Source organism: Candidatus Chloroploca asiatica (genome assembly GCF_002532075.1).
GTDB classification, from domain to species: Bacteria; Chloroflexota; Chloroflexia; order Chloroflexales; family Chloroflexaceae; genus Chloroploca; species Chloroploca asiatica.
The window spans coordinates 13,827-38,701 of sequence record NZ_LYXE01000182.1 but is presented as its reverse complement, the minus strand read 5'-3'; the positions used below and the strand labels follow the sequence as shown (position 1 = coordinate 38,701).

General features: G+C 62.9%; 24 protein-coding genes. 9 read left to right on the top strand and 15 right to left on the bottom strand.

The annotated features are described in order from the left end of the window. Positions 1-403: 403 nt before the first annotated feature. From A9Q02_RS21445 to A9Q02_RS21415, 7 genes are all read right to left on the bottom strand, one after another. Positions 404-970, bottom strand: a complete 567-nt coding sequence (locus A9Q02_RS21445) for a 2Fe-2S iron-sulfur cluster-binding protein (protein WP_097655119.1) — start codon at positions 968-970, stop codon at positions 404-406. Between the two features lie 312 nt (positions 971-1,282). Continuing rightward, positions 1,283-5,890 carry a choice-of-anchor D domain-containing protein gene (locus tag A9Q02_RS21440; RefSeq protein WP_097655118.1) on the bottom strand — a complete coding sequence of 1,536 codons (4,608 nt, stop codon included), beginning with the start codon at positions 5,888-5,890 and terminating at the stop codon, positions 1,283-1,285. Positions 5,891-6,207: 317 nt separating this feature from the next. Further along, the gene (locus A9Q02_RS21435; protein WP_097655117.1) at positions 6,208-6,474 is read right to left on the bottom strand and encodes a hypothetical protein; all 267 of its coding nucleotides are present in this window, start codon (positions 6,472-6,474) and stop codon (positions 6,208-6,210) included. A gap of 81 nt (positions 6,475-6,555) precedes the next feature. Further along, positions 6,556-7,458 (bottom strand): N-acetylmuramoyl-L-alanine amidase, encoded by a 903-nt coding sequence (locus A9Q02_RS21430; RefSeq protein WP_097655116.1) that lies wholly within the window; start codon positions 7,456-7,458, stop codon positions 6,556-6,558. A 99-nt stretch (positions 7,459-7,557) separates the two neighbouring features. Next, a complete protein-coding gene (locus A9Q02_RS21425) occupies positions 7,558-7,869 on the bottom strand; it encodes a hypothetical protein (protein WP_141509113.1) in 312 nt (103 codons plus the stop codon). 11 nt (positions 7,870-7,880) lie between these two features. After that, positions 7,881-8,651 carry a hypothetical protein gene (locus tag A9Q02_RS21420; RefSeq protein ID WP_141509111.1) on the bottom strand — a complete coding sequence of 257 codons (771 nt, stop codon included), beginning with the start codon at positions 8,649-8,651 and terminating at the stop codon, positions 7,881-7,883. A gap of 325 nt (positions 8,652-8,976) precedes the next feature. Beyond that, positions 8,977-9,420, bottom strand: a complete 444-nt coding sequence (locus tag A9Q02_RS21415) for a RidA family protein (RefSeq protein ID WP_172451251.1) — start codon at positions 9,418-9,420, stop codon at positions 8,977-8,979. Position 9,421: 1 nt separating this feature from the next. Here A9Q02_RS21415 and A9Q02_RS23965 point away from each other — a divergent pair, with 1 nt between their 5' ends. Beyond that, positions 9,422-9,862 carry a hypothetical protein gene (locus tag A9Q02_RS23965; protein ID WP_141509109.1) on the top strand — a complete coding sequence of 147 codons (441 nt, stop codon included), beginning with the start codon at positions 9,422-9,424 and terminating at the stop codon, positions 9,860-9,862. Here A9Q02_RS23965 and A9Q02_RS21405 read toward each other — a convergent pair. Both A9Q02_RS21405 and A9Q02_RS21400 read right to left on the bottom strand, forming a co-directional pair. Beyond that, a complete protein-coding gene (locus A9Q02_RS21405; RefSeq protein ID WP_097655112.1) occupies positions 9,783-10,724 on the bottom strand; it encodes a helix-turn-helix domain-containing protein in 942 nt (313 codons plus the stop codon). The genes A9Q02_RS23965 and A9Q02_RS21405 overlap by 80 nt on opposite strands. Before the next feature lie 41 nt (positions 10,725-10,765). Beyond that, the gene (locus tag A9Q02_RS21400; RefSeq protein ID WP_097655111.1) at positions 10,766-11,656 is read right to left on the bottom strand and encodes an alpha/beta hydrolase; all 891 of its coding nucleotides are present in this window, start codon (positions 11,654-11,656) and stop codon (positions 10,766-10,768) included. Between the two features lie 322 nt (positions 11,657-11,978). Here A9Q02_RS21400 and A9Q02_RS21395 point away from each other — a divergent pair, with 322 nt between their 5' ends. Both A9Q02_RS21395 and A9Q02_RS24510 read left to right on the top strand, forming a co-directional pair. Beyond that, on the top strand, positions 11,979-14,417 hold the full coding sequence (locus tag A9Q02_RS21395; RefSeq protein WP_097655110.1) for a tetratricopeptide repeat protein: 2,439 nt from the start codon (positions 11,979-11,981) through the stop codon (positions 14,415-14,417). A gap of 22 nt (positions 14,418-14,439) precedes the next feature. Further along, positions 14,440-14,925, top strand: a complete 486-nt coding sequence (locus A9Q02_RS24510) for a hypothetical protein (protein ID WP_097655109.1) — start codon at positions 14,440-14,442, stop codon at positions 14,923-14,925. Positions 14,926-14,932: 7 nt separating this feature from the next. Here A9Q02_RS24510 and A9Q02_RS21385 read toward each other — a convergent pair whose 3' ends face one another. After that, on the bottom strand, positions 14,933-15,886 hold the full coding sequence (locus A9Q02_RS21385; protein WP_097655108.1) for an oxidoreductase: 954 nt from the start codon (positions 15,884-15,886) through the stop codon (positions 14,933-14,935). A 196-nt stretch (positions 15,887-16,082) separates the two neighbouring features. Between A9Q02_RS21385 and A9Q02_RS21380 the strand changes: the two genes are divergently transcribed. The 6 genes from A9Q02_RS21380 to A9Q02_RS21355 all read left to right on the top strand — a co-directional run bounded on the left by A9Q02_RS21380 (position 16,083) and on the right by A9Q02_RS21355 (position 20,731). Further along, positions 16,083-16,937 (top strand): class I SAM-dependent methyltransferase, encoded by an 855-nt coding sequence (locus A9Q02_RS21380; RefSeq protein WP_245860803.1) that lies wholly within the window; start codon positions 16,083-16,085, stop codon positions 16,935-16,937. Beyond that, positions 16,937-17,308, top strand: coding sequence for a dihydroneopterin aldolase (gene folB / locus A9Q02_RS21375; protein ID WP_097655107.1), 372 nt, complete (start codon positions 16,937-16,939; stop codon positions 17,306-17,308). Before A9Q02_RS21380 ends, folB begins: the two co-directional genes overlap by 1 nt. Continuing rightward, positions 17,305-18,000, top strand: coding sequence for a RibD family protein (locus A9Q02_RS21370; RefSeq protein WP_097655106.1), 696 nt, complete (start codon positions 17,305-17,307; stop codon positions 17,998-18,000). The genes folB and A9Q02_RS21370 overlap by 4 nt, the downstream gene beginning before the upstream one ends. Beyond that, complete coding sequence (locus A9Q02_RS21365) at positions 17,997-19,016, top strand: zinc-binding dehydrogenase (protein ID WP_097655105.1); 1,020 nt, start codon at positions 17,997-17,999, stop codon at positions 19,014-19,016. Before A9Q02_RS21370 ends, A9Q02_RS21365 begins: the two co-directional genes overlap by 4 nt. Before the next feature lie 294 nt (positions 19,017-19,310). Next, the gene (locus A9Q02_RS21360; protein WP_097655104.1) at positions 19,311-19,685 is read left to right on the top strand and encodes a 6-pyruvoyl trahydropterin synthase family protein; all 375 of its coding nucleotides are present in this window, start codon (positions 19,311-19,313) and stop codon (positions 19,683-19,685) included. Continuing rightward, the gene (locus A9Q02_RS21355) at positions 19,685-20,731 is read left to right on the top strand and encodes a glycosyltransferase family 4 protein (RefSeq protein ID WP_097655103.1); all 1,047 of its coding nucleotides are present in this window, start codon (positions 19,685-19,687) and stop codon (positions 20,729-20,731) included. The genes A9Q02_RS21360 and A9Q02_RS21355 overlap by 1 nt, the downstream gene beginning before the upstream one ends. A gap of 332 nt (positions 20,732-21,063) precedes the next feature. Here the strand turns inward: A9Q02_RS21355 and ribA are convergent, their stop codons facing one another. The 5 genes from ribA to A9Q02_RS21335 form a co-directional block, all read right to left on the bottom strand. Next, the gene (ribA, locus tag A9Q02_RS21350; RefSeq protein ID WP_097655102.1) at positions 21,064-21,666 is read right to left on the bottom strand and encodes a GTP cyclohydrolase II; all 603 of its coding nucleotides are present in this window, start codon (positions 21,664-21,666) and stop codon (positions 21,064-21,066) included. 148 nt (positions 21,667-21,814) lie between these two features. Then, positions 21,815-23,035 carry an MFS transporter gene (locus A9Q02_RS21345; protein WP_097655101.1) on the bottom strand — a complete coding sequence of 407 codons (1,221 nt, stop codon included), beginning with the start codon at positions 23,033-23,035 and terminating at the stop codon, positions 21,815-21,817. After that, complete coding sequence (locus A9Q02_RS21340; RefSeq protein ID WP_097655100.1) at positions 23,032-23,925, bottom strand: 1-acyl-sn-glycerol-3-phosphate acyltransferase; 894 nt, start codon at positions 23,923-23,925, stop codon at positions 23,032-23,034. The genes A9Q02_RS21345 and A9Q02_RS21340 overlap by 4 nt, the downstream gene beginning before the upstream one ends. Positions 23,926-24,141: 216 nt before the next feature. Continuing rightward, positions 24,142-24,279, bottom strand: coding sequence for a hypothetical protein (locus tag A9Q02_RS24505; protein ID WP_172451249.1), 138 nt, complete (start codon positions 24,277-24,279; stop codon positions 24,142-24,144). Positions 24,280-24,405: 126 nt separating this feature from the next. After that, positions 24,406-24,834, bottom strand: a complete 429-nt coding sequence (locus tag A9Q02_RS21335; RefSeq protein WP_097655099.1) for a DUF2237 family protein — start codon at positions 24,832-24,834, stop codon at positions 24,406-24,408. Between the last annotated feature and the right edge of the window lie 41 nt (positions 24,835-24,875).

Here is a 24,875-nt window from a genome sequence, read left to right as displayed (position 1 = left end):
TCAAAGCTTGTAGCGCAACTTAAGTATAATTCTGGGCTTGAGAAGAAGGTAGCAGGCAAATGGTGTGTTCCAGGTCAGGGTTTTCCTGTCAATGCCAGGAGGGTGCATCCCGACTGAGTGAGAGCAGGATGTCGACGGTAAAGGGGTAGAGTTAGGGTTCGCTCGGCAGCCGGATCAGTTCGGGCGGAAGTGCCAGAAAATCGGCGAGCGTGGCACGCGGGTAGCGCCCCCATGGCACGGCGTGCCTTGGCGCGTGCCACCAGACTGGAGGCTCGCCCTCAGTTGCGTTGCGCAGACCGACGCAGCGGATCGCGGACACGACCAATAGAGAGCACCCGCCGGCTGGCGGGCGCTGAGGACGGGCGCGCCAGGGGAGCGCTCGCCGGGCCGTGGGGTGGGCGCGTTACTCGTCTGCGGTAAGGCGGCGACGCTCCAGGCGCTCGGCGCCGGTGCGCATACGCTCGGCGGTGCGCTGCAGATCGTCCAGATAGCGGCCACCGTCGCGGATGAAGAGTAGCGAGCGGCGCAGGCCGTTGCGCTCGATCACCGCTGGCAGGCCGGTGGGCAGGGCGACAACCTGTTCGGAGACGCGGCTCACCAGGCGACTGCCAAGGCCGAGCAGGTTGCTGACCGGGTCGGTGCCCTGGGGCGGGCTGATGACCGCCAGAGCCATGCGGCGCAGGGTCTCGGCGAAGCTCTCGACGCGAATCTCGCCCGTGCCGCGGATCACTGTCTGGCAGGCCAGGCGCGTGCCGTCATCGAGCTGGGCCGGACTGAGCCAAGCACGCTCGATCTCGCTGGGCGGGCTGAGTTGATCGGCACCGGCGAGCACCTGGCAGCGGCAGGTTTGGCAGAGGCCGTTGTTGTCGCAGACAAAGCCAATGTGCGCGGCATTGCGCCGGGCGACATTCAGCACTCGCTCGCCGACCTTGGCCTCCATCGGGACATCGTTGATGATCACTGTGGTCATGGAATACCCTTTCACGTCTCTGCGGCTTGTGATTATCTTACGCCCGCCGGTGGCGTATGTCAAGCTTCGACCGTCGCCGTCATGGTCTTCCAGAAATTAATCCGCTCGACCAGACCTTGTGTGAAAGGCCGCCCTCCCCCGCTGGGCAGGCGCGCCGAAACGAAAGATCTGTGAGGTCTAGCCGGTGCCACGCATAGCGGATTATTTACTGAAAAACCATAACGGCTCGGCTCCTGCGGAGCTCAGGCCACCTTGGTAGCCTGAGCGAGTCGGCGAAAGGCCGGCTGCGCACGGGTTAGCCAGCGAGCAAACTTATCGCCGCACGAGCGGCAGATATGCGGTCGGGATATGCACGACGATCGCTGCCGACTCGCCGCCGCCCGGCTCTGGATTGATCACACGAACCAGGGCGAAGCTCCGCGCGTCTTCGGGTTGCAAGGCTACCTGGAGCGTGGTTGGGGTGACGTTGGTGGCAGCGCGGCTGACCCCGTTCCAGCGTACGATCGCCCCCGGTACAAAGTCGCTGCCCGCCAAGGTCACGATGAGTAGCTCACCATTGCGCCCCAGACCAAGCAGGCCCTGCACACTCGGACGTGGGTTGCTGCCCGGGGCCACGATGCTGAAACTCAGTCCGTTGGAGAGTTGGCCGTCGGGGTTGCGCACCCGTAGTTCGCCGGCCCCCGGTGTCAGCAGATCGGCCGCCGAGAGGCTGATCACGACTTCGTCTGCACTGATCAGCCGGGTTGGACGCGTGCTCCCGTTCCACTGACCTTGCGTGCTCTCGACAAACCCGCTGCCACGAAGGTTCAGCTCAAGACCGGTTCCCGCTCCGGCGACTACACTGGCAGGACTCAGGCTGATCAGGCCTGGTGGCGGTGGCGCACTGGGGCTGCCCACGTTCAGGGTAAGCACCTCTGAGGTGCCGCCGCCCGGCCCGGGGTTGACGACCCGCAGGCCCCGTGCCCCCGGTTGGGCCAGATCGGCTGCACTCAGGTCAACGTCGAGCAGTTCTGGCCCGCGGTAGCTCGTTGGGCGCTGCTGCCCATTCAACTCGACGTGCGAACTGGGGATGAAGCCGCTGCCTTGCAGACTGATCCGCACTGACCCGCTGCCCGCGAGCAGGCTCGTGGGCGTAAGACTCGCCAGCGCGGGCAGCGGATTGGCCTGGGCGGCACTCACCACAAAACTGCGTGCGCTACTTTCGCCGCCGCCCGGGCTAGGATTGCGTACCGTCACGGCCACATTGCCGGCGCTGCTCAGCAGATTGGCCGCCACGGTGGCCCGTAGCTCGCCCGATCCAAGCCGCTCGGTGGGCAGATCGCTGCCGGCCCAACGCACCACCGCCCCCGCCGCAAAACCCTCACCGAGCACGCGCAGACTCAACGCGGGGCTGCCAACGGGGGCGGATGCGGGCAACAGACTCTCGAGGGCGGGCAGCGGATTGACCGGCCCCAGGGTCAGCGCCACATTATCGCGAAAACTGGCGACAAACAACTGGTCGCCCTGCGGATCAACGGCCAGCCCGCGCGCCGCGCCCAGGAAGGGGCCGGTGGTGATCCCGCTGGCAGGCACGCGTACCAAGGCTTGCACAAACTGGAGTGTACCATCCGGCGTGCGGGCGAACGCCGCGATCCCATTGGCACTCTCGCCACTGACATAGACATAGCGCCCATCGGTACTGGCCGCCACAAACAGTGCCCCCGCCAGCCCGTTCAGCGTGCGTGGGCCACCGGTTTGGGGATCGAGCACCGTGTCACCCTGACGCCAGACTTCCTGGAAACGCAAGCGGCCTTGCTCGGCCAGATTGCGTTGGAAGACGGCCACCGCATTGGCGCGCTGACTGGCCGCATAGACGTGCTGACCATCGGGGCTGACCGTCACCCCAAAGATGCCGTCCAGCCCTGCGATCCTCCCGCCATCATTCAGGGCCTCGTTGAAGCTGAGGTGGCCGTTGGCCGGGTTTCGCGTAATGCCAACCAACTGATTGTTGGTATAGCCCGCTACATAGAGATTGCTCCCCTCTGGGCTGATGGCCAGCCCGCGTGCCCCGGCCAACTCACTACGATTCAGGCTCATCACAAAGCGCGGCCCGGTGGGGAAGAGGCCGCGTAGACCGCCATTCTCTGCCCGGCTCAGCACGGTCAGGTGGCCGGTGGCGCTCGCCACGATGACATGGCGCCCGTCGGGACTAACCACAAGGCCCTGGGGATTATCGAGGCTGCTGATCGTGCCGGCACATTCGATGGCCTGGGGCGGCGGGCGCACGCGGCAACCATAGCTATCACCCTGCTGCACCGTATCAATCAGGGTCAGCAACCCGGTGGTTGTCTCACGCGCAAAAGCGGTGACAGTGTCGCTGGCACTAGCTGTCACATACACATTGCGCCCATCAGGGCTGACCGCCACATAACGCGGACCGTCCAGGCGCAGCGTGCCTTCGGGCAGGGTTGCATTGTGCTGGTAGGTGGCCCCGACTTGCAACGCCCCACTGGGACTGCGCCGCAGCATGATCAAGCGGTCGCCGGTCTGGGCTGCCAGATAGAGGTGCTGGCCATCGGGGCTGATCGCCAACCCGTGCGGCCCGCTGCTGGCCCCGGTGCCGGCCTGCCCAAGGGCGAACGGGGCCAGCGGTGGTTGCAGTGGACGCACGCCCTGGCAACTCACGTCGAAAGTGACCGTGGGTTGTTGCGGGTCGTTGGTGCTCATGCTGAGCGTGGCGGCACGCAGGCCCGGCGCACTCGGCGTGCAGCGCAGGCCAAGATCCATCGGCGCACCGCCATCAGGGATGGTGATCGGATCATTGCCATTCCAGCCCACCAGGCTAAAATCGCCGGGATTGAGCCCACCCAGACTGAGGCCACTGATCGTCAGGCTCGCCCCGCCAACCTCACGAAGACTCAGGCTGCGGTCACGGCTGCCACCCACCAGAGCTTGGCCAACATCAAGCGGGCCAGGAGCCGCCGGATTGCTCGCAAAACCAGGCGTCGGTGCGGCGACGGCGTTGCAACTCAAGACATAGTTCAGGGTCGGCTGAGCCGGGTCGTCACTGCTCAAGCTCAGCGTCGCGCTACGCAGCCCCGGTGTCCCTGTTGGCGCACAAGCCAGATTCAGGCTGCCACTCGTGCCCGGATCAAGCGTGAGCGGGATGCTCGATATAACGCTAAAGCTTGCCGCAGCTAGCCCACTAAGCTGCGCCGTGCTCAGCGTGAGCGGAGCATCGCCCGTATTAGAGAGCTCGATGCTCAGTTGCTGGCTATTGCCCACCGTCACATTGCCAAAATTGAGCGGCCCGGGTGGCAGCGGGGTCAGGCTCGTTACCGGGGCCGGGGCAGGGAGTTCGAAGGCCCCAATATCGCAGCGGTTGCCTTTGGGGCGACTAAAACCCCGCACATCCTGGTTATCAACCGGTGGATTGGCACAAGTGGCCGGATCGCCCGCATCACGCAACGGACTGGCCCCCGTTGGACGGCTGGTCAGCATCGGACTGAGCGGGCCGCCATTGAAACTCGGCGCCTCAAAGCTCGCGCTGGTCGCACTCAGATCGCCGGGTTGGTTCAACCCACAACTGCTGCCATCATCCAGGTTATGGCCGAGCGAGGTAAGGCTTCCCCCCGCGCAGCCGCCCACCAGCGCCGTATTCACCAACCGCAGCGTGCCACTAGGCTGGTTGAACAGCGCCGCCCCCTGGCCTCCGGCACTATTGGCGGTGATCGTCACGTTGCGCAGATCCACAATAGCAGCGCCGCCGCCAGGGTCTTCATTGAACAGCCCGCCGCCATTGGCAGTCGCTGCATTGGCGGTCAATTCCACATTAGCGAGGCTCAGACCAAAGTCGCCACTGTTCGCAATTGCACCACCGCTGCCCGTCACCAGATTGTTGAGCAGCACACTGCGCACAATGGTCGTCAGGCCGCCAAAATTGGCTACGGCCCCACCCCGGCGATCATTGCCAGGCGAACCAGCGATATTGCCACTCAGCACACTATCACGCACCGTGACGGCACTGTTGGGGGCGACATGCAAGCCACCACCATTGCCACGGAGGCTCAGATTGCCGGTCATGATCACCCGGGTAAGGCGCGCGGCATCCGGGTTGGCCCCATTGTTCCGCACATAGAGTGCGCCGCCGCCCTGGGCATCATAGTTATCACCGGGATCGCCCTCGACCCCATTGTTATTGGGATCGCTGGCGAAAGCCAGGTTGCCATCAAGGATCACATCGGTCAGTTCAAGCGGCGCGATCGCATAGATTGCGCCACCACTGCGCAAGGCCCGATTACCCGAAAAGATCGACCCGGCAATCCGAGCCGGATCACTGCCGGCCGCCCAGATCGCGCCGCCGCCATCGCTGCCATCGGCCCCATTGCCCGTAAACAGGCTCCCGGCAATCTGCAGGGCCCCCTCGCTGCGAATGGCCCCGCCATCGCCAACGGTGGCGACATTATCAAGAAAACTGACCCCGGCTGCATTGAGCGTGCCACCAATGGCGACCCGGATGGCTGGCGCGCCTTTGGTCAGCGTCAAGTTGGTAAGACTCAGGCTGCCACCGCCATTGATCACAAAGATCGGGCTGTTTCCCTCGGGTCGTCCCACAATGGTGACCGGGCCAATCATCAGAAGATCGGCACTAATGCTGGGCAAATCCTTCAAAGGATCGCTCAATTGAAGCGGGCCAGGGGTGCTGAAACTGATCGCATATGGCCCGTTACCGCTGGCGTCGCACTGATGGTAGACGCCCTGGTCAGCAATGGCCTGCAACGCCTCGTAGAGCGAACACTTGCCATCACTATTGTTGTCAGCATCCCCGGCACTTGGATCAACCACGATGCTAACGGCAGCATTGGCCCTGGGCGCAGGCCAACCTAGACCCACCAGAATGAGGCTCAGCGCCAGCAACAGCCGGGCAAGCAAACGGCTCATAGGTGGCTCCTTTCAACGTGGTTTGGTGTACGCAGGGTGACCAACGCTCATTGGTATTATAACGTACCGTGCTGGTCTGTGGCGGGGGCTACGCTGAAAATGGGGGAACGTGGTTCCCCCATTTTCAGCGTAGCCCTGGATGTGTGGCGGGGGCGAGGATGGGTGGGCCGAAGCACGCGTGCGGGGTGTGGGGGCGTGGGGGGGGCAAGGGTGGGTGGGCCGAAGCACGCGCACCGGGGGTGGGGGCTGGTTGACGGGGTGCTGGTGGGCGCGTGCTTCGGCCTTACGGGGGTGTCTGCGCTAAGGTGCGCGACGATCTACCGCCGTACCAGCGGCAGCATTACGGTGGGCAGAGTCACTGTGGGCAGGGTGATCTGCTGCGTCAGCACACGTTCGCTCGGGTTGCCGGCACCGTCGAGCAGGCGCAGGTAGATGAAGATCGTCGTGTTTGCGGGCAACTCACTGGCCGGGGTAGCCAGCCCGGTCGCCAGGCTCCAGCGCCGCACCAGCGCGCCGTCTGCGCTGCGATCAGCGGCAGGGATCGGCAGACCAGCGGGCTGCACCAGTCCAGTACGCTCTCGCATAGGGGTGGGGAGGCACAACGTGGAGGCATCCCCCACCCCTGACTAGCCGTGGTAGAGCCTACGATTGCGGCGTGATCGAAGCTAGCCCTGCTCAAGAGGGCGCAGGAGATGCTCGTGGACGAAGCCCTGCGGGTCGGCCAGAGCCACCCAGTTAGCGCTGTCGCCAAGGGTTTCGCCGCTCACGAGCCCGTTTGCCACCAGGGTTTCGCCCTGGCGCAGAGTCATGATAACCACCGCATCGACGCTGGGTTCGGCGCGGACGTGCAACTCATCGAATATGACAAGGTAGCGCAAAGATTGTTCCGGCCCGTCCGCCGACGGAGGCGGAGGCTGTTGGGACTTATCCGCCTTGACCAACTCGACAAATTGCTCATTGTCCCGCCAGAACTGTAGGCGAGGCATCAACTTGGGTCCCGGGCAAATATTATCCGACCACTCCTGGTGGCCAAGGACGCTACGGCGCCCTGCCATGCCGAAATGTGCGATGAGTTCATCGAATAGGCGGGTCGTCGCCTCCCACTGCGCGGGCGTGGCATCCTGCTGCCCGCCGAGGGGCAACTGAACGGCGATGCTCATATCGTTGCCCTCGGTGATGCCGCAGTGCCAGAGCGTATCTTCCATGTCACGGGTCTGGGCAATGGAGCCATCGATGATGCCCATGGTCGGCGTCTCCTGGCACCGGTAGTGGTATGCCGCTGGCTCGCCGCGGGGAACAATGTGGATCGTGCCGGGCCGCAGCGTCGTGTGGAACGGGCGGCCCAGGGTGCCGCGCAGATCGACCACTGCCTGCAGCGGGCCGGTGATGATGTACTGCTCGTGCATCGGCAGTTGCAATGCCAGATCACGATGCAGGAACGCGGCACCGAACACATGGATGCCGTCGGGCATATGCTCGGCATCTTCGGTCAGACGCTGGTAAGGGGCGATGCTGGCAAGGTCGAAGACGGTGCTGGAGACCAGGGGGGCCTGCACCGCGTTACTCATTGTGTGCTCCTTCTGGTGACTACCGTCGAGGTTGGTGGCGGTGCCTGCCAACCTGGTTGACTCGTCCTCTGAAGCCCCGGCCCTCGGGCTTGGGCGCCGTCACTGAGGGGCGGATGTCGTTAGCAAGGGCAGATACAGACGATGTTTGTCACTGCTGGCCTGGGGCGGTGGCAGGGCATCCTCACTGAGTTGGTAGATTCCGCCAGCGGCCTGCTCATTGCTCACATTGCCCACAGCACCATCCAGGCGATACTTCTCCGATGCGCTCACGCTAGCCCCGCCGGCGGCAGTGCTCCACCAGACGATCCTGAAATTGTTGCCCTGGGCCTCGGCTGACAGCGCACCGAAGATCACGAGCCCTGCCAGAACCATCGAGAGCAGAACGGTCTGCCACATAATAGCCTTGTTCACCAAAGCCCCCTTTAGTTCGTCACCATTACCCACCCATGCACAAAGCCGTTGTTGCGTAATTCCAACTGCTGCGCTCCTGTGTTGTCGGTGTTTTGCAAACAAATACCTACCAGCCACGTACCAGGGCCAGGCGTAATGGTCGTGGCGGCCGGGAGAAGTGACTGTGAGGGGCTGACTTCGACCTCCTGAATGAATTGAGCTGCAGCACCTTGTGATGACCCTTCTGGAAGATAACAGAGCAGAAGCAGCAGGGTCGCTGTATCGCTTAATGTGGCTACAGATACCGATGCGCTCATCGTAATGCGCTGACTAACGGTCGTCGTAACGGTCACGAGTGGTCCTACCCACAACTCACCAGGCCTAGCAGTAGTGATCGAGCCCTCGAGAAGCGCAGTTGTCGCGATATCAGTCGGCAAAGTCTGTGGTAGCCACTGGGTGCCATCCCAACCAAGCACCTGGCCTTCCGCAGGCTGAGCGTCGCCCACCGGGTGCCCCCGTAACCCGTTGGCCGAGGCGCTGGTGATGGCGTAGGGCGAGGCCGTCAGAGCTTGCCGCGGAGCGAGTATCGTGAAGAGGGCGTCCTGAGGGCAGCGAACACTTATCTCAAGCCAGCGTGCTGCACCTGAAAAGGCGTTGGGGCCAAACTCACCGCCACCATTGAGCGTGACCGCAAACAAGCCCTCCTGGACGGCGACACTGTTGATGCTTTGCGTCGCACCAATTTGCGCACCATCCGACTCTGCATCCCATAGCTCAAACTGGAAGTCGCAGGTTGTAGACACCGGCCCGTCGGCGCTTTGGAGTTGGCCACGATACGTGAAGCTTGACCCGATAGCATCAGCTGTAGACACTGTGCCCTGAACCCGGCTCGCTGCGATGCCGAACCCGGAGAAGAAGATTGCGAAGATTGCAATGACAACCACTGTCAAGATAAGCGAGGAGGACAAACTCCGTCTGAGCCAAACCATATCTCGTGCTCCATTCTGATAGAATCGGTACCAAACTTATACCACCCCCCATGCCAGTGCGCCTTCAATAATCGTGCGCTATCCTTGCGGAATCGTGCGCTTTTGTCCCGTCGATGGAACGTGCTGCCCTGCTCGGGCGTTATGCGTCGGCGGGCTCCGCGTTTTGCGGTAGCCCGCTCCCAACCACCGCCACCGCCTTCACCTCTACCAGCAGCTCGGGCAAGGCCAGCGCCGTTACGCCGACGACTGTCCAGGTGGGGTAGTTCTGGGGGAAGAACTCGGCTTTCACTGCGGCAAAGCGTGGCAGTTCATCCATCGCCAGGTGATAGGTCACCAGTTCGACGACGTCGGCGGGCGAGCTGCCGCCGGCTTCCAACACGCTGCGCAGATTAATAAAGGCCAGCCGCGCCTGATCTTCAAGCGTGGTGCCGAAGCGACCCTCGCCGTCAACCCCGAGCTGGCCCGCGGTCCAGATCATTTCGCCAACTCGCACGCCTTGCGAAAACTGCCACGTCGTGTACAATCCCTCTGTGCCTGCGGGATTGATCAACATCCGCGGCTGCGGACTGAGCGTCTCACGCATTGTGCATTCCTTTCTCAATACCACTGCTCAGCTTTTCTTCGTGCTCTACGGCGCGAAACAGCGCGACCAGCTCGCGCAGAGCCTGGCAATCGCAGCCACGCCGGAAGAGCAGCAGGTACTCTTGCCGCTGGTCGCGAACTTCCTGCTGGTGCATCTGGGTAACGCACAGGCAGCGGCGCAACTGCTCGCGGTGAGCGCGCACCTCGGCCCGGCGAACGGGAACTGGCTCCTGCAGCTCCCCGAGATCACCGATCTCCCGGCGCAGTTGCTCAGTGTGCCTGGCCAGGAGGGCTTTACGGCAGCCGGCATGGCGGCACAGGTCTTACCGCTTGCAGATGCAGTCGCGCTGGCGCAGCGGCTGATTACCCAGGCCAGTGAGGTGCCAACCCAACCCTGCGCTTTGGCCCCACTGCCGAGGGCGGCACGCCATAGCGGCGCTTGAAGTGCAGGTTGAAGTGGCTGTGAGCGGCAAAGCCGACCAGGGTGGCGACCTCGTTGATGGTGTAGTCGCCGCTTTCCAGCAGCGCTCGCCCGCGCTCTAGGCGCTGCGCGATCAGGTACTGGTGCAATGATACTCCGGTGGCCCGTTTGAAGACCCGGCCGAGATGGTACGGGCTGAGGTGTACTTCCGCTGCAATGTCGGCCAGGCTGATCTGCCGGTGCAGATTGGCCTCGATGAACTCCTGCACCCGCCGCAGTCGCAGTTCCGGCTGCGCCTCTGCCCTCGCCAGGGTGTGGCAAGCCATGGTGCTATGCCGGCGCAGCAGATGCACCGCCATGGTCTGGGTCAGCGATTCCAGGTACAGTTTGCCGGCGATGCCTCCGTTCAGCAATTCGCCCAGAAAGGCCTGGCAGAGCTCGTAGAGCAGTGCGTCGGGCTCGGCCGTGCGCGGCAGCAGGTTGAGGTGGGCCGAGTCACACTCGATTGTCTCCTCAGCGACCCGCGCCAACACGCGCGGCGCAAGGAAGAAGATGCCCATGGACGGTGGTTCCTGGCAGCGGTAGTGATAACTGCCCGCCTCACCGCGTGGAACGATGTGCAGCATGCCGGGCTGCAAGGTCGTGTGGAACGGGCGCCCCAGGGTGCCGCGCAGCTCCACAACTGACCGCAATGGACAGGTGATGGTGTATTCCTCGTACATCGGTAGCTCAAAGCCGTGGGCGCGGTGTACAAACTCAGCGCCCATCACCTGGATGCCGTCGGGCATATCAGCGTGCTCGGCGTGCAGCAGCTGAAAGGGTGCGACGCTGGCCAGGTCGAAGTCGGTGCTGGAGACCAGGGGGGCCTGCACCGCGTTACTCATTGTGTGCTCCTTCTGGTGACTACCGTCGAAGACGGTACTTGCTACGCACTGCGCCGAACCAGATGGCGCTCCAGAAACTCCACCTGCGCCGTCACGACCTCGTCCCACAGCGGGGGCACGAAGACGTCGAAGTGTCCTCCGGGATAGCGCTTGAGCTCAGCGTGTGGGGCGTGCCTCGCGGTGTCATATACAAACTGGGCGGGGGCAATCCGATCTTGCTCGGCAGCGATGTAGAGGATCGGGCAGCGGATGCGGTGCGCTGTTGCCCCAGGACGATACAGGCCAATCGTGAGCGCAATCCGCGCCGCAACTTCGTTGCGCCAGGTTGACCCGGGCGGGGTCATCTTGGCCAATCCCGTAACCGCATCGGGGGTGGTCATGGCCGCGACTGCGCCGGGTGGCCCGGCTGCAGGGATGTAGTAGGGTGCCTGGCCGAGCAGCGCCCCAATCACATCCCGCAGTCCGGCGAGGCTCAAGCGCAGAATGGGGCCTAGCCCAAGAGCCGGAAGGTTCCGTAGGCCATCACACCATGGCACTTGCGCAACCACGGCGGCGATCGTCGAGTCACGGGCCGCTACGGTCTGTACGTGACCACCACTCAGTGATCCGCCGACCAGGGCAATGCGTGTTGCATCAATGGCGGGGAGGCCGCGCGCGGCAGCGATCGCCGCTTCCCAATCTTGCAACTGGCGCCGAATGCTGAGTAGTTGTCGTGGTTCACCCTGGCTCGCACCGAAGTGGCGATAGTCAAACAGGAACACCGCGAGGCCGGCAGCGGCAAACCGCTCGGCGTAGGCGTCGAGCCGCTGCTCACGAACCAGGGTAAAGCCGTGCGCCATAACAACACACGGGTGTGGGCCAGTTGTGTCCGGCTCATAGAGCCAGGCCGCACATTGGCTTTCGTCAACAGCGAATGTGATCTCGGTTCGCATGATCTCCTTTTGAATACCAGTTTTTTGCCATTTCCCAGTCTATTCCGGCACCCAGGTAGAGCATGTGCAGTAAATCAGATCACACCTTGAATACCAGTTTTTCGCCATTTCCCAGTCTATTCCGGCACCCAGGTAGAGCATGTGCAGTAAATCAGATCACACCCGCTGCCGCAAGAGAAGAAGGTGCACAAACGGGTGGACAAAAGCTCTGTCCTCTTCCGCACGGTACATGTTCCCTGGTTATGCTATACTGGAACTATCCTGTAAATAATTCGCTTCTATAACTATTTTTTACCAGTTGAAACACCGAGGAACTGCGCCTATGAGTCCCCCGGAGCGCTTCAACCAGGCGATGCGGCGAGTCCGCCGCAGCCGTGGGGTGACCCAGCGTGAGCTAAGCCAGCGTGCTTTCTGCTCGCTCGATACGGTCAAGAAGTTGGAGACCGGTGCGCGCCAACCTTCGCGTCACCTTGCCGAGCAGATCGCTACGGTGCTTGCCCTCGTCGGCGATGAACGCGACGCTTTTCTTGCCCTCGTCGGGACACGTTTCCCCCACCCCAATGAAGCGTCCTCTACGCCGCTGATCACGCCAGCGCCTCAGCCTTCACCGATCGGCCCCTTCTCGAACCTCCCTCTGCTTGGGCGCAAGGCCGAGCTCGCCGCGCTGCAGGATCTGCTCGCCGACCCCCAGGTTCGGCTGCTCACCATTCTTGGCCCCGGCGGCAGTGGCAAGTCGCGCCTGGCCCTGGCCCTCGCTGAAGAGGTGGGTGGCCGTTACGCCGACGGCATCAGCCTCGTTCCCCTGGCTCCGGTTACCGATGCGGCCCTGCTGCCCCAGGCGATTGCGGTCGCCCTCGGTGTTGGCCTCGCGCCCGAGCCCGACCCGGGTACCCAGGTGCTGGCCTGGCTCCACCACCGGCAGTTGCTGCTCGTGCTGGATAATATCGAGCAGTTGCGTGCGGCGACTCCCTGGCTGCAGGAGTTGCTTGTCACTGCCACCGGTGTTCAATTGCTCGTCACCTCGCGTGAACGGCTCCACCTCTCGGCCGAGTGGGTCTTCGATCTGCACGGCCTGGCCGTTCCGCCGCCTGGCGGCACGACGTTCGTGCAAGATCAGGCCGCCACGCTGGATCATTTGGGCAGGGACGCGGTTGATCGCCCTGACCTCCCTTCCCGCCTCCCGCTTCCTTCGCTCGAGGACTGGCCGGCGGTGGCGCTCTTCACGCACTGGGCGCGCCGCACTCGAGCCGGTGCGCCGATCAGTCCGGAGGAACTGCCAGCGATCGCCGCGATCTGCCGACTGGTTGAGGGCTTGCCCTTGGCGATCGAACTGGCCGCGAGCTGGGTGCGAACCTTGAGCCCGTCCGAGATTGCCCGCGAACTTGCCAGGGGTATCGACCTGCTCGCGGCGGCAGCGCCAACGGTCGCCGGGCGTCACGCCAGCATGCGCGTCGTCTTTGCCCACTCGTGGCAGCTGCTTACCGAACACGAACGGGTAGCCCTCGAGCGCTGCGCCGTCTTTCGGGGTGGTTTCACTGCCGAGCAAGCGGTTGCGGTTGCCGACGCACCGCTTCCGATGCTCGCCACCTTGATCGACAAGACCTTGCTGCGGCGCGGATCGGCGGGCCGTTATGAACTCCACGAGTTGGCGCGCCAGTACGCCGAGGAGCAACTGGCGCGGTGCAAGGAACTGGCAGCAACGCGTGACCGACACCTGGCGATGATGATCGCGCTTGCCGAGGCGGGTGACCGGGGGCTGCGCGGGCACGAGCAGTTTGCCTGGTACCAACGGCTCGCTGCCGAGGAGGATAACCTGCGCGCAGCCCTAGACTGGGCGACAGAGAGCGGCCAGGCCGTCGTTGGGCTCCAGTTCGCGGGGGCCTGCGGACTCTTCTGGCTGATGCGCTCGCATATCCTGGAGGGCTTCCAGTTGCTGCGGGGCAGCCTGGAGCAGACGGCGGGGCTGCCCGTCGACTCCGCACGCCACCGCGCGCTGTTCTGGGCCGGGCGCCTGGCGCAGGTGCGCCGCGACCCGGTAGCGCGGCACTACTTCGACGAACTGCTGGCTGTCGCCGGGGATGATCAACAAGCCCAGGCCTACGCCATGCTCGGCCTTGGTGATGAGGGGTGGACGCAGGAGGACTATGGAGCCATGCTCGTGCACCTGGAGGGTGCGCTGGAGCGCTTTCAAGCCTGCGGCGATACCTGGGGCAAGACTCGGGCCCTGGCCTATCTTGCCCAGCTCCGCTGGTTCATGGGTGACTATGCGCGCACCTGGGAAGTCGTGCACGAGGGGCTTGCGCTCTGCGAGGCGACCGGCGACCACTGGAGTGCAGCCTGGTTCCGCCTTGGGTTGGGGATGTGCTACTTCGCCGAGGGGAGTCACCCGGCGGCGGCGGACAGCCTCGCGGCGAGCCTCGCGATCTATGAGCAGTACAGTGATCGCGATAGCATCGCCCTGGTGAGCCAGCGACTAGGTATGGTCAACCTGCGGCGCGGCCGGCTCGACGAGGCTGCAGCCCAACTGGAACGGGCCAACCGGATCAAAAGTGAGATCTTACTGAGCCCCTGGCACTGGGAACCAAAAACCGAGAGCTCGCTCGGGCTTCACGCACTTGCCCGTGGCGATGTGGTGGAGGCCGAAGCGCACTTCTTGAGGCAGCGCAGCGCAAGCCTGGACGTCCCCCCGAAGGAGCAGGGCGTTCGCACTGCCATCGGTTGCCGCACACGGGCTAGCGCTGATCGCCGATCTGCGCGGTGACAAGCAGCACAGTCTGATCCTGATGACCGCGGGGCTCAAGCTCGGCGAAATAGGAGGACAGGGTTACCCCATCGACCAAGCTTGGATTTTTGAAGCCCGCTGCCTACGAGCGCGCCTCCTCACCAGTCTCGGCGAGGTTGACGAGGCGGCAGCGATCTACGCCGACTGCCTGGCGTGGTACGCCGAGCACGCCGACCGCTACGGGCTGTTGCTCTGCCTGCGCGGGATCGCCGTGTTGGCGCAGCGCCAGGGTTATGTCGAAGACGCGGCCTGCCTGGCCGCCGCCGCCGAGCACCTGGGCGAGGTGATCGAGGCCCCGGTCTGGCCGGTCTACCGCGAGGCCCACCAGGCCTGGCTGGCTGAGTTGCGGGGCGCACTGAGCGTTGAGCAGTGCGCCGTGTTCTGGAGTGAGGGCACCGCCGCCAGCCTCGAACCCGCCGCCTTGGAACGACTCGCCAGCGCTGTCCTTGATCGGGCGCGGGCAGCCCTCCAGCGCGAGGTGGCGTAAGGAACTTCTACAGCTCCGTCGTTGCCACCTTATCCAGCACAGCGTACCGTACCCCCGTCAGTTGCTCGGAGACTTCCCAGAAGCGCGTGAGGGCTGCCGCATCATAGGCGGCCTTGTTGGCTTTTTGCTCGGCAGGGTAGCCCCGCATATTGAACGTCTCGGGGCCGTAGAAGACACCACCCTTGGCGTCGGGTGCGGTCATGCCATAGAGCATCGGCAATACGCCCATGTGAATATCCTGAGCCAGGATGGGCTGGATCACCCGATAGAGGAGCGCCTCCAGCTGCGTCCCCGACTGCGCGACACTGTTCTCTTGCAGGTTCCCTATCACCAGGCCTGGATGCGATGTGTTGGTGATCGTATCAAACCCGGCTGCGTGTAATCGTTTTTGCAGCTCAAACGTAAAAAAGATATTCGCGAGCTTACTCTGGCCATAGGCCTCCCAACGCCCATAGTTGCGCTTGCCCATCAAATCGTCGAAGTTGATGCGCCCGGCAAAGTTGGCGCTACTAGAGACATTATGAATCCGCGCCTTCGGGGTCTTCACAAGCGTAGCGATCAGATGCCCAGTCAGCGCAAAATGGCCGAGATGATTCACCCCCAGTTGCATCTCAAAGCCATCAACCGTCTCTTGACGCGGGATCGCCATCAGACCTGCATTGTTCAACAGAATATCGAGGCGCTCATACTTCGCCACAAAGGCATCGGCAAACTCACGCACCGAGCTCAGGTCGGCCATATCGAGCCGCATCACCTCGATGACCGCGCTCGGATGAGCTTTGAGAATCTCGGCGCGAGCCTGTTCGCCTTTGGCCGGCGTGCGCACTGCCATCACGATCGTCGCACCCTTCGACGCCAGCGTGCGCGCCGACTCAAAGCCCAGGCCACTGTTGGCACCGGTAATAACGACGACTTTAGCGGTAAGATCAGGGATATCCAATTGGGTCCATTTCCGGCTCATCGTTGAAAACTCCTATAGAGAGATAAGGTGGTGAGTGGTTTCGGCAGAGCCGAAACCACTCACCACCTTGCATTGTGGCTTCTTCGTGTTGGTAGTATAACATGAGTAAAGGCGGCAATTCGGATTGCCTAACACATCAGTGGTACAATGAAGTTATGCTGATGCTTATCGACCATAGCGAAGACGAGGAGAACGCGTGACGGTGGATTCTGGGGTTGCAGCCGAACATAATCGGCATTCATGGAATGCGGCGGTTGAGGCCCATGCCAGCCATCGGCCGGGGTTGCAGCACTATCTGCGCACAGGTGGCTTGACGGTCTTTCCGGAAGAACTGGCCTTGCTCGGCGAGATGACGGGCCGTAGTCTGCTGCATCTGTTTTGCAATACCGGCCACGAGAGCCTGAGCTTCAATCGCCTTGGGGCGACTGTTACCGGCGTCGATCTGAGCGATGCCGCGATTGCGTATGCTCGCTCCCTGGCTGAGGCGACCGGCTTACAGGCCACCTTTGTGCAGGCCGATGTGTATGCCTATTTGAGCGCAGCGGCCCATGCGGGTCTCTCCTTCGATCGGATCTACTGCGGGTATGGGGCGATCTGCTGGCTCCGCGATCTCGCCACCTTCGCCAGCGGTGTGGCGGCGATCCTGGCACCGGAGGGGCGGTTTGTGCTGGTTGAGTTTCATCCGACGTCGAATATGTTCGATCCCGAATGGCGGCTGCGTTATAACTATCCCCACGGTGGAGAGTTGCTGACACTTGATGGTGTCGGCGACTATGTCGGGGCCGCCGGCGGCGGGCTCAGTCCTGGTGGTTTCGCCGAGGGTGTGCGTGACTTCGTCAATCCACACCAGTGCCATCTCTATCGCTGGGGTATCGGCGAGATCGTCAGTGCCTTCGCCGCTGCGGGTCTGCGTATTCGCCGCTTGCAAGAGTTCTTTTATGTGAATGGCGAGAAGCCCTTTGCGCGGATGCGGCTTGATGATCAGCGCCGGTATTATCCGCCTGATGATGTGCCCAAGATTCCGTTGATGTACGGATTGGTGGCTGAATAATGGAACTCGATAAAATCCATCTACGCGGCATGCGTTTTGTCGGTTACCACGGTACCCGACCTGAGGAACGTAGCCTCGGACAGCAGTTCGTGGTCGATGTGACCCTTTTTCTTGATCTGCAGGCTGCCGGGCGCACCGACGATTTGCAGCAGACGGTTGATTATAGTCAGGTTCACCAGCGCACGCGCCAGATTGTTGAAGGTGAGCCGCTGCAGTTGACCGAAGCTGTCGCTGAGCGGATCGCCGCTGCTGTGCTCGCCGACCATCTCCGCGTTCAGGCCGTTCAGGTGCAGGTTACGAAACCCTGGGTGCGCCTCGAAGATACGATCCTCGACGGTTCGGTCGTCGAGATTGTACGGCGGCGCGGATGAGCCGCCCACTTGTCACGCTGAGTTATGCGCAGACCCTCGATGGGCGGTTGGCGACGCGTAGCGGCAGCTCGCAGTGGATCAGCGGAACTGAGTCGTTGCGGTTCAGCCATGAACTGCGGGCGGCGAGCGATGCGCTGATGGTCGGGGTCGGTACGGTGCTGGCCGACGATCCTCGCCTGACGGTACGCCTGGTGCCCGGTACCGATCCGTTACGCGTGATTGTCGATAGCCGCTTGCGGCTACCAGACAACGCAGCCGTTCTGCGCGACGGGGCCGCTGTCGGCACGCTGATCGCCTGTACCAGTGCTGCACCGCAGCAACGCCGTGTGCAGCTTGCCGAATGCGGGGTCACCCTGATCGAGACGCCGGCCCTGGCTGATGGGCGGGTCGATCTGGCGTACCTGCTCGCGATCCTGGCCGAACGAGGCATTGCTACGCTGATGGTTGAGGGCGGCGCGCAGTTGATCACCAGCCTGTTGCGTCACCGCCTCGCCGATCGCCTGGCGCTCACGGTGGCCCCGAAGATCCTCGGCACGGGGATCGCAGCGGTTGGCGACCTGGGCATTGAGCACCTGGATGACGCATGTCTGCTGGAAGGAGTCACGCTGACGCACTATGGGGTTGATCTGATCATCGAAGGCCATCTACGCTACCGGCACGTCGGCTCGGCAACAGAAACTGGTTCGCCATGACGCCACCAACAACGGCTCGCGCAGCCTGGTTCAGCGCACCTCGCCAGGTTGAGTTCCGTGACGAGGCGCTGGTCCTGCCCGGCCCCGGTCAGGTGCAGGCCGTTGTACGCGCGTCGGCGATCAGCCACGGCACAGAAATGCTGGTCTATCGAGGCGAAGTAGACCCGCAGTTGCCGCTGGATCTGCCGACCCTGGCGGGCGGTTTCGGCTTCCCGATCAAGTTCGGCTATGCCTGTGTCGCCGAAATCACGGCGGTGGGTTCAGCGGTGACGTCGCTCGCAACGGGGGATCGTGTCTTCGCCCTGCATCCGCACCAGAGCCACTTCTGCATCGGGGCTGATCTCTGTCGGCGCTTACCGGCCCAACTAACACCGGAATTGGGCGTTTTCGCCGCCAATACTGAAACCGCCATCAACCTGGTTCACGATGCACGGATCAACCTTGGCGAGACCGCGATCGTCTTTGGGCAAGGCGTGGTCGGGTTGCTCGTCGTGCAGTTGCTCAAACGAGCCGGTGCGGCCCAGATCATTGTGGTTGAACCTGTCCCGGCGCGGCGCACGCTGGCGTTGCAGGTCGGTGCCGACGTTGCACTGGCGCCGGCGCCGACGCTTCCAGAGCAGATCCGCGAACTGAATGGGGGCCGGGGCGCCGACCTCGCCGTTGAAGTCAGCGGCTCACCGGCGGCACTCCAGACGGCCATCGCATGCGTCATGCCCGAGGGCAGTGTGGTCGTCGGCTCATGGTACGGACACAAACCAGTGCAACTTGACCTGGGCGGGCATTTTCACCGCGGACGGATCACCCTGCGCTCGTCGCAGGTGGGCCAACTCAGCCCCGAAGTGACAGCGCGCTGGGATCATAGTCGGCGCTGGGAGACGGTGCTCGCCTGGTTGCCGCAACTCCAACTGGCACCGCTCATTAGCCATCACATACCGTTCGCCCGGATCGCCGATGCCTACCGGCTGATCGACGCACAACCCGAGCAGGTCGTGCAGGTCGTCATCAGGTATAATTGAGTAGTGTGTAACTTACGTTTTTTGATACCAAAGGGGGCTTCGACCGGCTCAGGCTTCGACCGTTCGCAACGCCTCTGCGGTCATGCCGAACGAAGCCGCAGGCGCAGTGAGGAATCTGCACTGATCGTCATGGAAGACCCCTCACGTTCGTTCGGGGTGACAAGGGCGGGCCTGGGCAACACCATTGACGCAAAGGCGCAAAGCTGGGCATGCCGATCCATCAAAACTTCGCGCCTCTGCGCCTTTGCGTCAAACTACCCGTCTTATGTGCAAGCTATTGCATGAGGGGCAACAATGTTTGAAATTGGTGTAAGTGCCCGTTTTGAAGCAGCTCACCGCCTGGTTGGCGACTTCGGCCCGGCCACACGTATGCACGGCCACACCTACCGCATTGAGGTGGTGATCCGCGGGCCGCGTTTGCAACCAGACGGCACCCTGATCGATATCACGCGCCTGCAAACGGCGCTCGATGCCATCGTCAACGACCTGCATTACCGCGACCTCGCCGATGTGCCCGGGCTGGCGCAGATCAATACGACAGCCGAAAACCTGGCCCACTATTGCTGGCAGCGGCTGGCCCAGGCCTTGCAGGGCAGTCCAATCGTCACCCTTACGGTACGCATTTGGGAAAACCCCGATGCCTATGCCGCCTATGAGGATCAGTTCTGATGCATGTTGCATGCCTGACCGTCGGTGACACCCAACGTATGACCGGTGGCTACCTCTACCACCGTGAAATCTTCGCTCGCTTGCAAAAGGGGGGGGTTACCATCACTGAGCTTGTTCCGAGTGGCGCCGATCTCGCTGCGCAGCTCATTGCGGCCCCGAAACTTGGCGGCTTCGACCCGACCGCCTACGATCTACTGCTGATTGATGCCCTGGCACGCGGCCTCTGCGCCCACTGGGCCGATCGCTGGCGCGCCGTCCGCCCTCTAGTAGCGCTGGTTCACGAACTCCCCAGCGTCGCCGGGGCCGAAGGCGTGTCTGTCGGCGATCTTGAACTGGAGGCACCGCTGTTACGGGCCGACTGGCTAATCACCGTCAGCGAGCACGGGCGGCACATCCTTGAAGATCGGGGGGTTGCACCAGAGCGGATCACGGTCGCACCCGGCGGCTACGATCGGCTCACGTCGCTAGCCGCACCGCCAGCCGAGGGTTCCAGCAAACACCCCCTGACGGCGCTCTGCGTTGCCCAGTGGATTCCGCGCAAAGGCATTCTCGACCTGGTACGAGCGTGGAGCCAGGCCGCACCGGAGGGGGCGCGGCTGGAGTTGATCGGGGAGACCGACGTTGACCCGGGCTATACCCGCACAGTCCAAGCCGCCATTGCGCGCGCACCAACAGACTCAATCGTCGTACACGGCCCGATCAGTGACGACGAACTGGTTGCGGCCTATCGCCGCGCCGACCTGTTCGTCCTGCCGTCACGCTACGAAGGGTACGGACTGGTCTTTGCCGAAGCGCTAGCCCATGGGCTCCCGATTATCGCCTATGCCGTCGGCCCCGTTCCCAGCCTGGTCGGCCCCGAGGCAGCCATTCTGACTGCGCCGGGGAACCTCACCCACCTAGTCGCGGCGCTGCGCCAACTCTTGAACGACCCGGCGCAACGCACGCAAATGGCGGCAGCAGCCCGCACCCGTGTCGCCCAGCTACCCACCTGGGACGACACGGCGGCACAAGTGTTGGATGCGTTGCACGCAGCGCGACAGCGGTAGGGAGGGTCCCAGGGAGATTGCATCTTCCGTGTATGCACCCCGCAAGGGCACCCGCAAGGGCACCCGCAAGGGGTGCCCCTACATCGGGCGCGCCCCCCGGCCCTGTAGGGGCACCCCTTGCGGGTGCCCCACCCCTTGCGGGTGCCCCACCCCTTGCGGGTGCCCCACCCCTTGCGGGTGCCCCACCCCGGTACGGGTACCCCCTGCGGGTACCCCGTTGTATCCGATTTCGTATGATGCAATCGCCCTGGGAGGGTCCCAGGGAGGGCTTGCCCTCCCTGAAAAACCCCCTCCCTCCCTTCTAAATGCGTGCAAGCACAGCTTGCACGCATTTAGAACAAATGCCCCATGCGTTCACGCTTAGCCTGAAGATACGGCTGGTTATGGACATTCGGCAGCACGTGCGCCGCACAACGCTCGACAACAACGATCCCGTGCTGTTGCAGATCCTGGATCTTCAGCGGATTATTGGTCATCAGCGCCACCCGATCTACACCAAGGTCGGCTAGAATAGCGGCGGCCCGACTATACTCGCGCATATCGTCAGGCAAACCCAAGGCCCGATTGGCATCGACCGTATCCAGACCCTGGGTCTCTTGCAGCGCATACGCACGAATCTTATTCACCAACCCGATGCCACGCCCCTCTTGCCGCAGATAGAGCAATACGCCCCGCTGCGCCGCCTGGAGTTCGCTCATGCTCTGCTGCAACTGCTCGCCGCAATCACAACGCTGCGACCCAAACACGTCGCCGGTCAAGCACTCAGAGTGCAACCGCACCAGCACCGGTGCGGAACCGGCGAGCTCACCGACGACCAGCGCGACATGCTCCAAGCCATTATCATCAACATACACATGCATCTGAAATACGCCATAACGGGTCGGAAGCGTAGTGCTGGCAACAACGTTCACAATAGGTCGCAAACCCTCAAGCATTGGGGATCCTCATTTCATCTGTGCTTTCTGACAAAAAACAGTCGTAATTTTGATGCAAAGGCGCAAAGGCGCGAAGGTTTGATGGATCTACATACTCAGCTTTGCACCTTTGCGCCTTTGCGTCAACTTTCTTTGCAAGGCGTTGGCGCTAGCCTTTCGAAGCGACCTGTTCACTTGGAGACCGCAGCGGGCGCAACGTTACAGCTGCGGTCAGAAACGCGAGGCTGGCCAACCCACTGCCGAGCAAGTACGGGGCACCCGGCCCGGCCAGATCAAACGCCAACCCTGCCAGCAGCGGCCCGATAATCAGGGTCAGGCTCAAGAGCGCCTGGGTTCCGCCCATAACCGCCCCCTGGCGATGTTCACCGGCGCGCTGTGAGACCAGTGCGGACAACGAGGGAATGGCCAGACCCAACCCGACCGCCATGATGCCCACCAGTGGATAGAGCAACCAGGCCTGCGGAGCCAGGGCGATCAACAGCAAGCCGATCGTCATCAACCCCAACCCTGCCAGCACCAACGGTGCCTCGCCCCAAAGCGGCTGAAGTTTACCGATCAGAAAGCCCTGCGTCACCACGGCACACCCACCGACAAACGCAAAGAAGATCCCGTTCTGCAGCACGTCCCAACCGAAGCGTACCGTACTGAACAACGGAAAGTTGCTCTGCAACCCGGCAAAGGCCAGGTTCAGCAAAAAGATCGCCACCAGCAACAACCTGATCCGACGCAGGGTCAGCGCCTCGGCCAGTTGCGCAGTCAGGTTGCGCAAGTGCAAGGGCTGATGGCTCCGTCGCTCGGGTGGGAGCGACTCGGGCAAAACGATCAGAGCATAGAGGGTATTGAGCGCGGCAAAAGCAGCCGCGGCCAGGGCTGGCACAGCCAGGCCGTAGCTGCTCAGGAGCCCGCCCAGGGCCGGACCGATCATGAGCCCCAGCCCGAAAGCCGCCCCAATCAACCCCAACCCGCGCGCCCGATCCTCCGGCTTGGTCGTATCGGCAATATAGGCCTGAGCGGTCGGAAGACTAGCGCCAGCCATGCCGCCCAGACCAACCGCTAGAAAGAGCAACCCCAGCGTATTCGATAGCCCGAGCAACAGGTACGCCACACCCGAGCCAGCGAGGCAGCCAATCAGCACCGGACGACGCCCGATGCGATCGGAAACAGCCCCAAGTAGCGGGGCCATAAAAAGCTGCATCAGCGCATAGAGCGAACTGAGCAGACCAACGAGTAGCGCACTTGCGGAATATTCACGCACCAGAAACGGCAGCAGCGGCACAATCATGCCGTAGCCCAGCATATCGATGAAAACGGAAGCGAACACAATTGCCAGGGGCGAGCCACGCCGAACACGGGCAAGAACATGCTTCATGCTTGACGCAACCCTTCGATCAGACGGCGCGCCTCGGCCCGTACGGCAGCGGCAAGGTCGGGAAGCGTCGACGACAATGGACGCCCGAAGCTGACGCGCACATGCACCCGCCCCAACTGTGGGCGCAACAACTGCCAAATCGCGGCCAGCCAGCGTTGATCTTCGGGACGACGGCGCAAACGAATGATCGGATGCCGCAGCGCTTCAGGGGCGATCACACCACCCACAATCACCGGCACAACCGGAACCTGACCACCCAGGCGCGCAAAGAGGCCAATGCTCTCTGACCAGTGCGCCAGATCCGTGACGGCACGTGCATCGATCAGCGGATCATGCTCAATCCGACCGGCTGGAAACGTCAGGATCGCCCCACCCTCCCGCATATGCCGTGCCGCCGTGCGCAACACCGCCACCCGCTCACCCGGCTGCCCACCCACCGGGATCAAGACCGACCTGATATTTGGCAAACAACGCAGGAAGGGCCGGGTAATCGCCGGCACTCGCAGATCTTCACGCTGAATCCCGGCAAAGAGCGCCATCGCATCGAGCATACCGGGATGGTTCGCTACCAACAACAACGGCCCATCAGGTGGTGGCGCACCCAGCACCGTGAACCGTTCAGCCCACCGACCAACCATCCAGGCTCCACCAACCACCAGACCAGCGGAACCCACCAACTGGTCGAGCGCCACGATTTCCCGGGCAAAGCGCTGTGCCGCCGGGCGACAGAGGATCTCAAACACGCCACGCAACGGCCATTCGCGTTGCACCCCGAACGCGGTCAAAATATCGGACGTATTGAGATGGGTTAACTCGGCAATTGAGGCAGGGGGTAACCCTGCCGACACATTACTCGGCGCATAGGCGCGTGCTGATTGACGATTGTCCATTGATGTTTATGGCAAGGGAATAAAGTGTATCTTATTTCACTATACCACAGCCTTTTCGCCGGTGAGGGGTGTGGATTGCACGCGGGTATTCAGCAGCAGCAGCGTGTCAGGCCACAAGTCGCGGCCTTCGCGGCGATTTGCAAGGGGTGCGCTGCGCGAACCACCGTGCGCTGAATGGCGCAGCCACAGGGCGTACCCTACCAAACGGGCTTAGCGCTAACCGGCGGCGGCATCGTCCAGCAGCGCCCGCAACTGATGCAGCAGGGGAAGCGTGACCTTGCCTGTGGCGAGTTCGGGGCTCCACCTGGCGGGATCACGCAGGTCGAACCAGCCAACGGCGCGAACAGGCCTCAAGCTAGTTGCGCATTACGCTTGTTGCTATGGGGGTGCAAGGGTTTAAGCTCCTGTCCCGTTCGGAGGCGTGCAGCGCCTCCTGATGCGCTCGGCGCGTTCCTCTTTGCTCGCTGCGCCATCCTTGTCTTAGACCAGACCGTCGGTCACATCAAGGGCATAGCGGAGCAAGTCTTCGCGTCGGACGATCGCGAGGGCCGCTTCGTGGGTTGCGGCCAGCACGACGGGCGGCGCCTTGCCGGCGTCAAGCGCTTCTTGCCAACGGGCCGCACACAGACACCAGCGATCGCCAGGCTGCAACCCCGGAAAGCCAAACTCAGGTCGTGGCGTGCTCAGGTCATTGCCCTCCGCCCGACTAAAGGCCAGGAACTCGTCCGTGACCTGGGCACAGACCACATGCATGCCCACGTCGTCGGGACCCGTCTCGCAGCACCCGGTACGGAAGAACCCGGTCAGCGGCATGGTGCTACAGGTTGCCAGCGGCCCACCCAAAACATTGCGTGCGGGGGTAGAGGAGTGAGTACGACCATTCTGCCGTTGCGAAGGAGGCGTTGTCATTCCATGTTCACCTTGACTTCAATCCTGATGTCTTTAGCAGT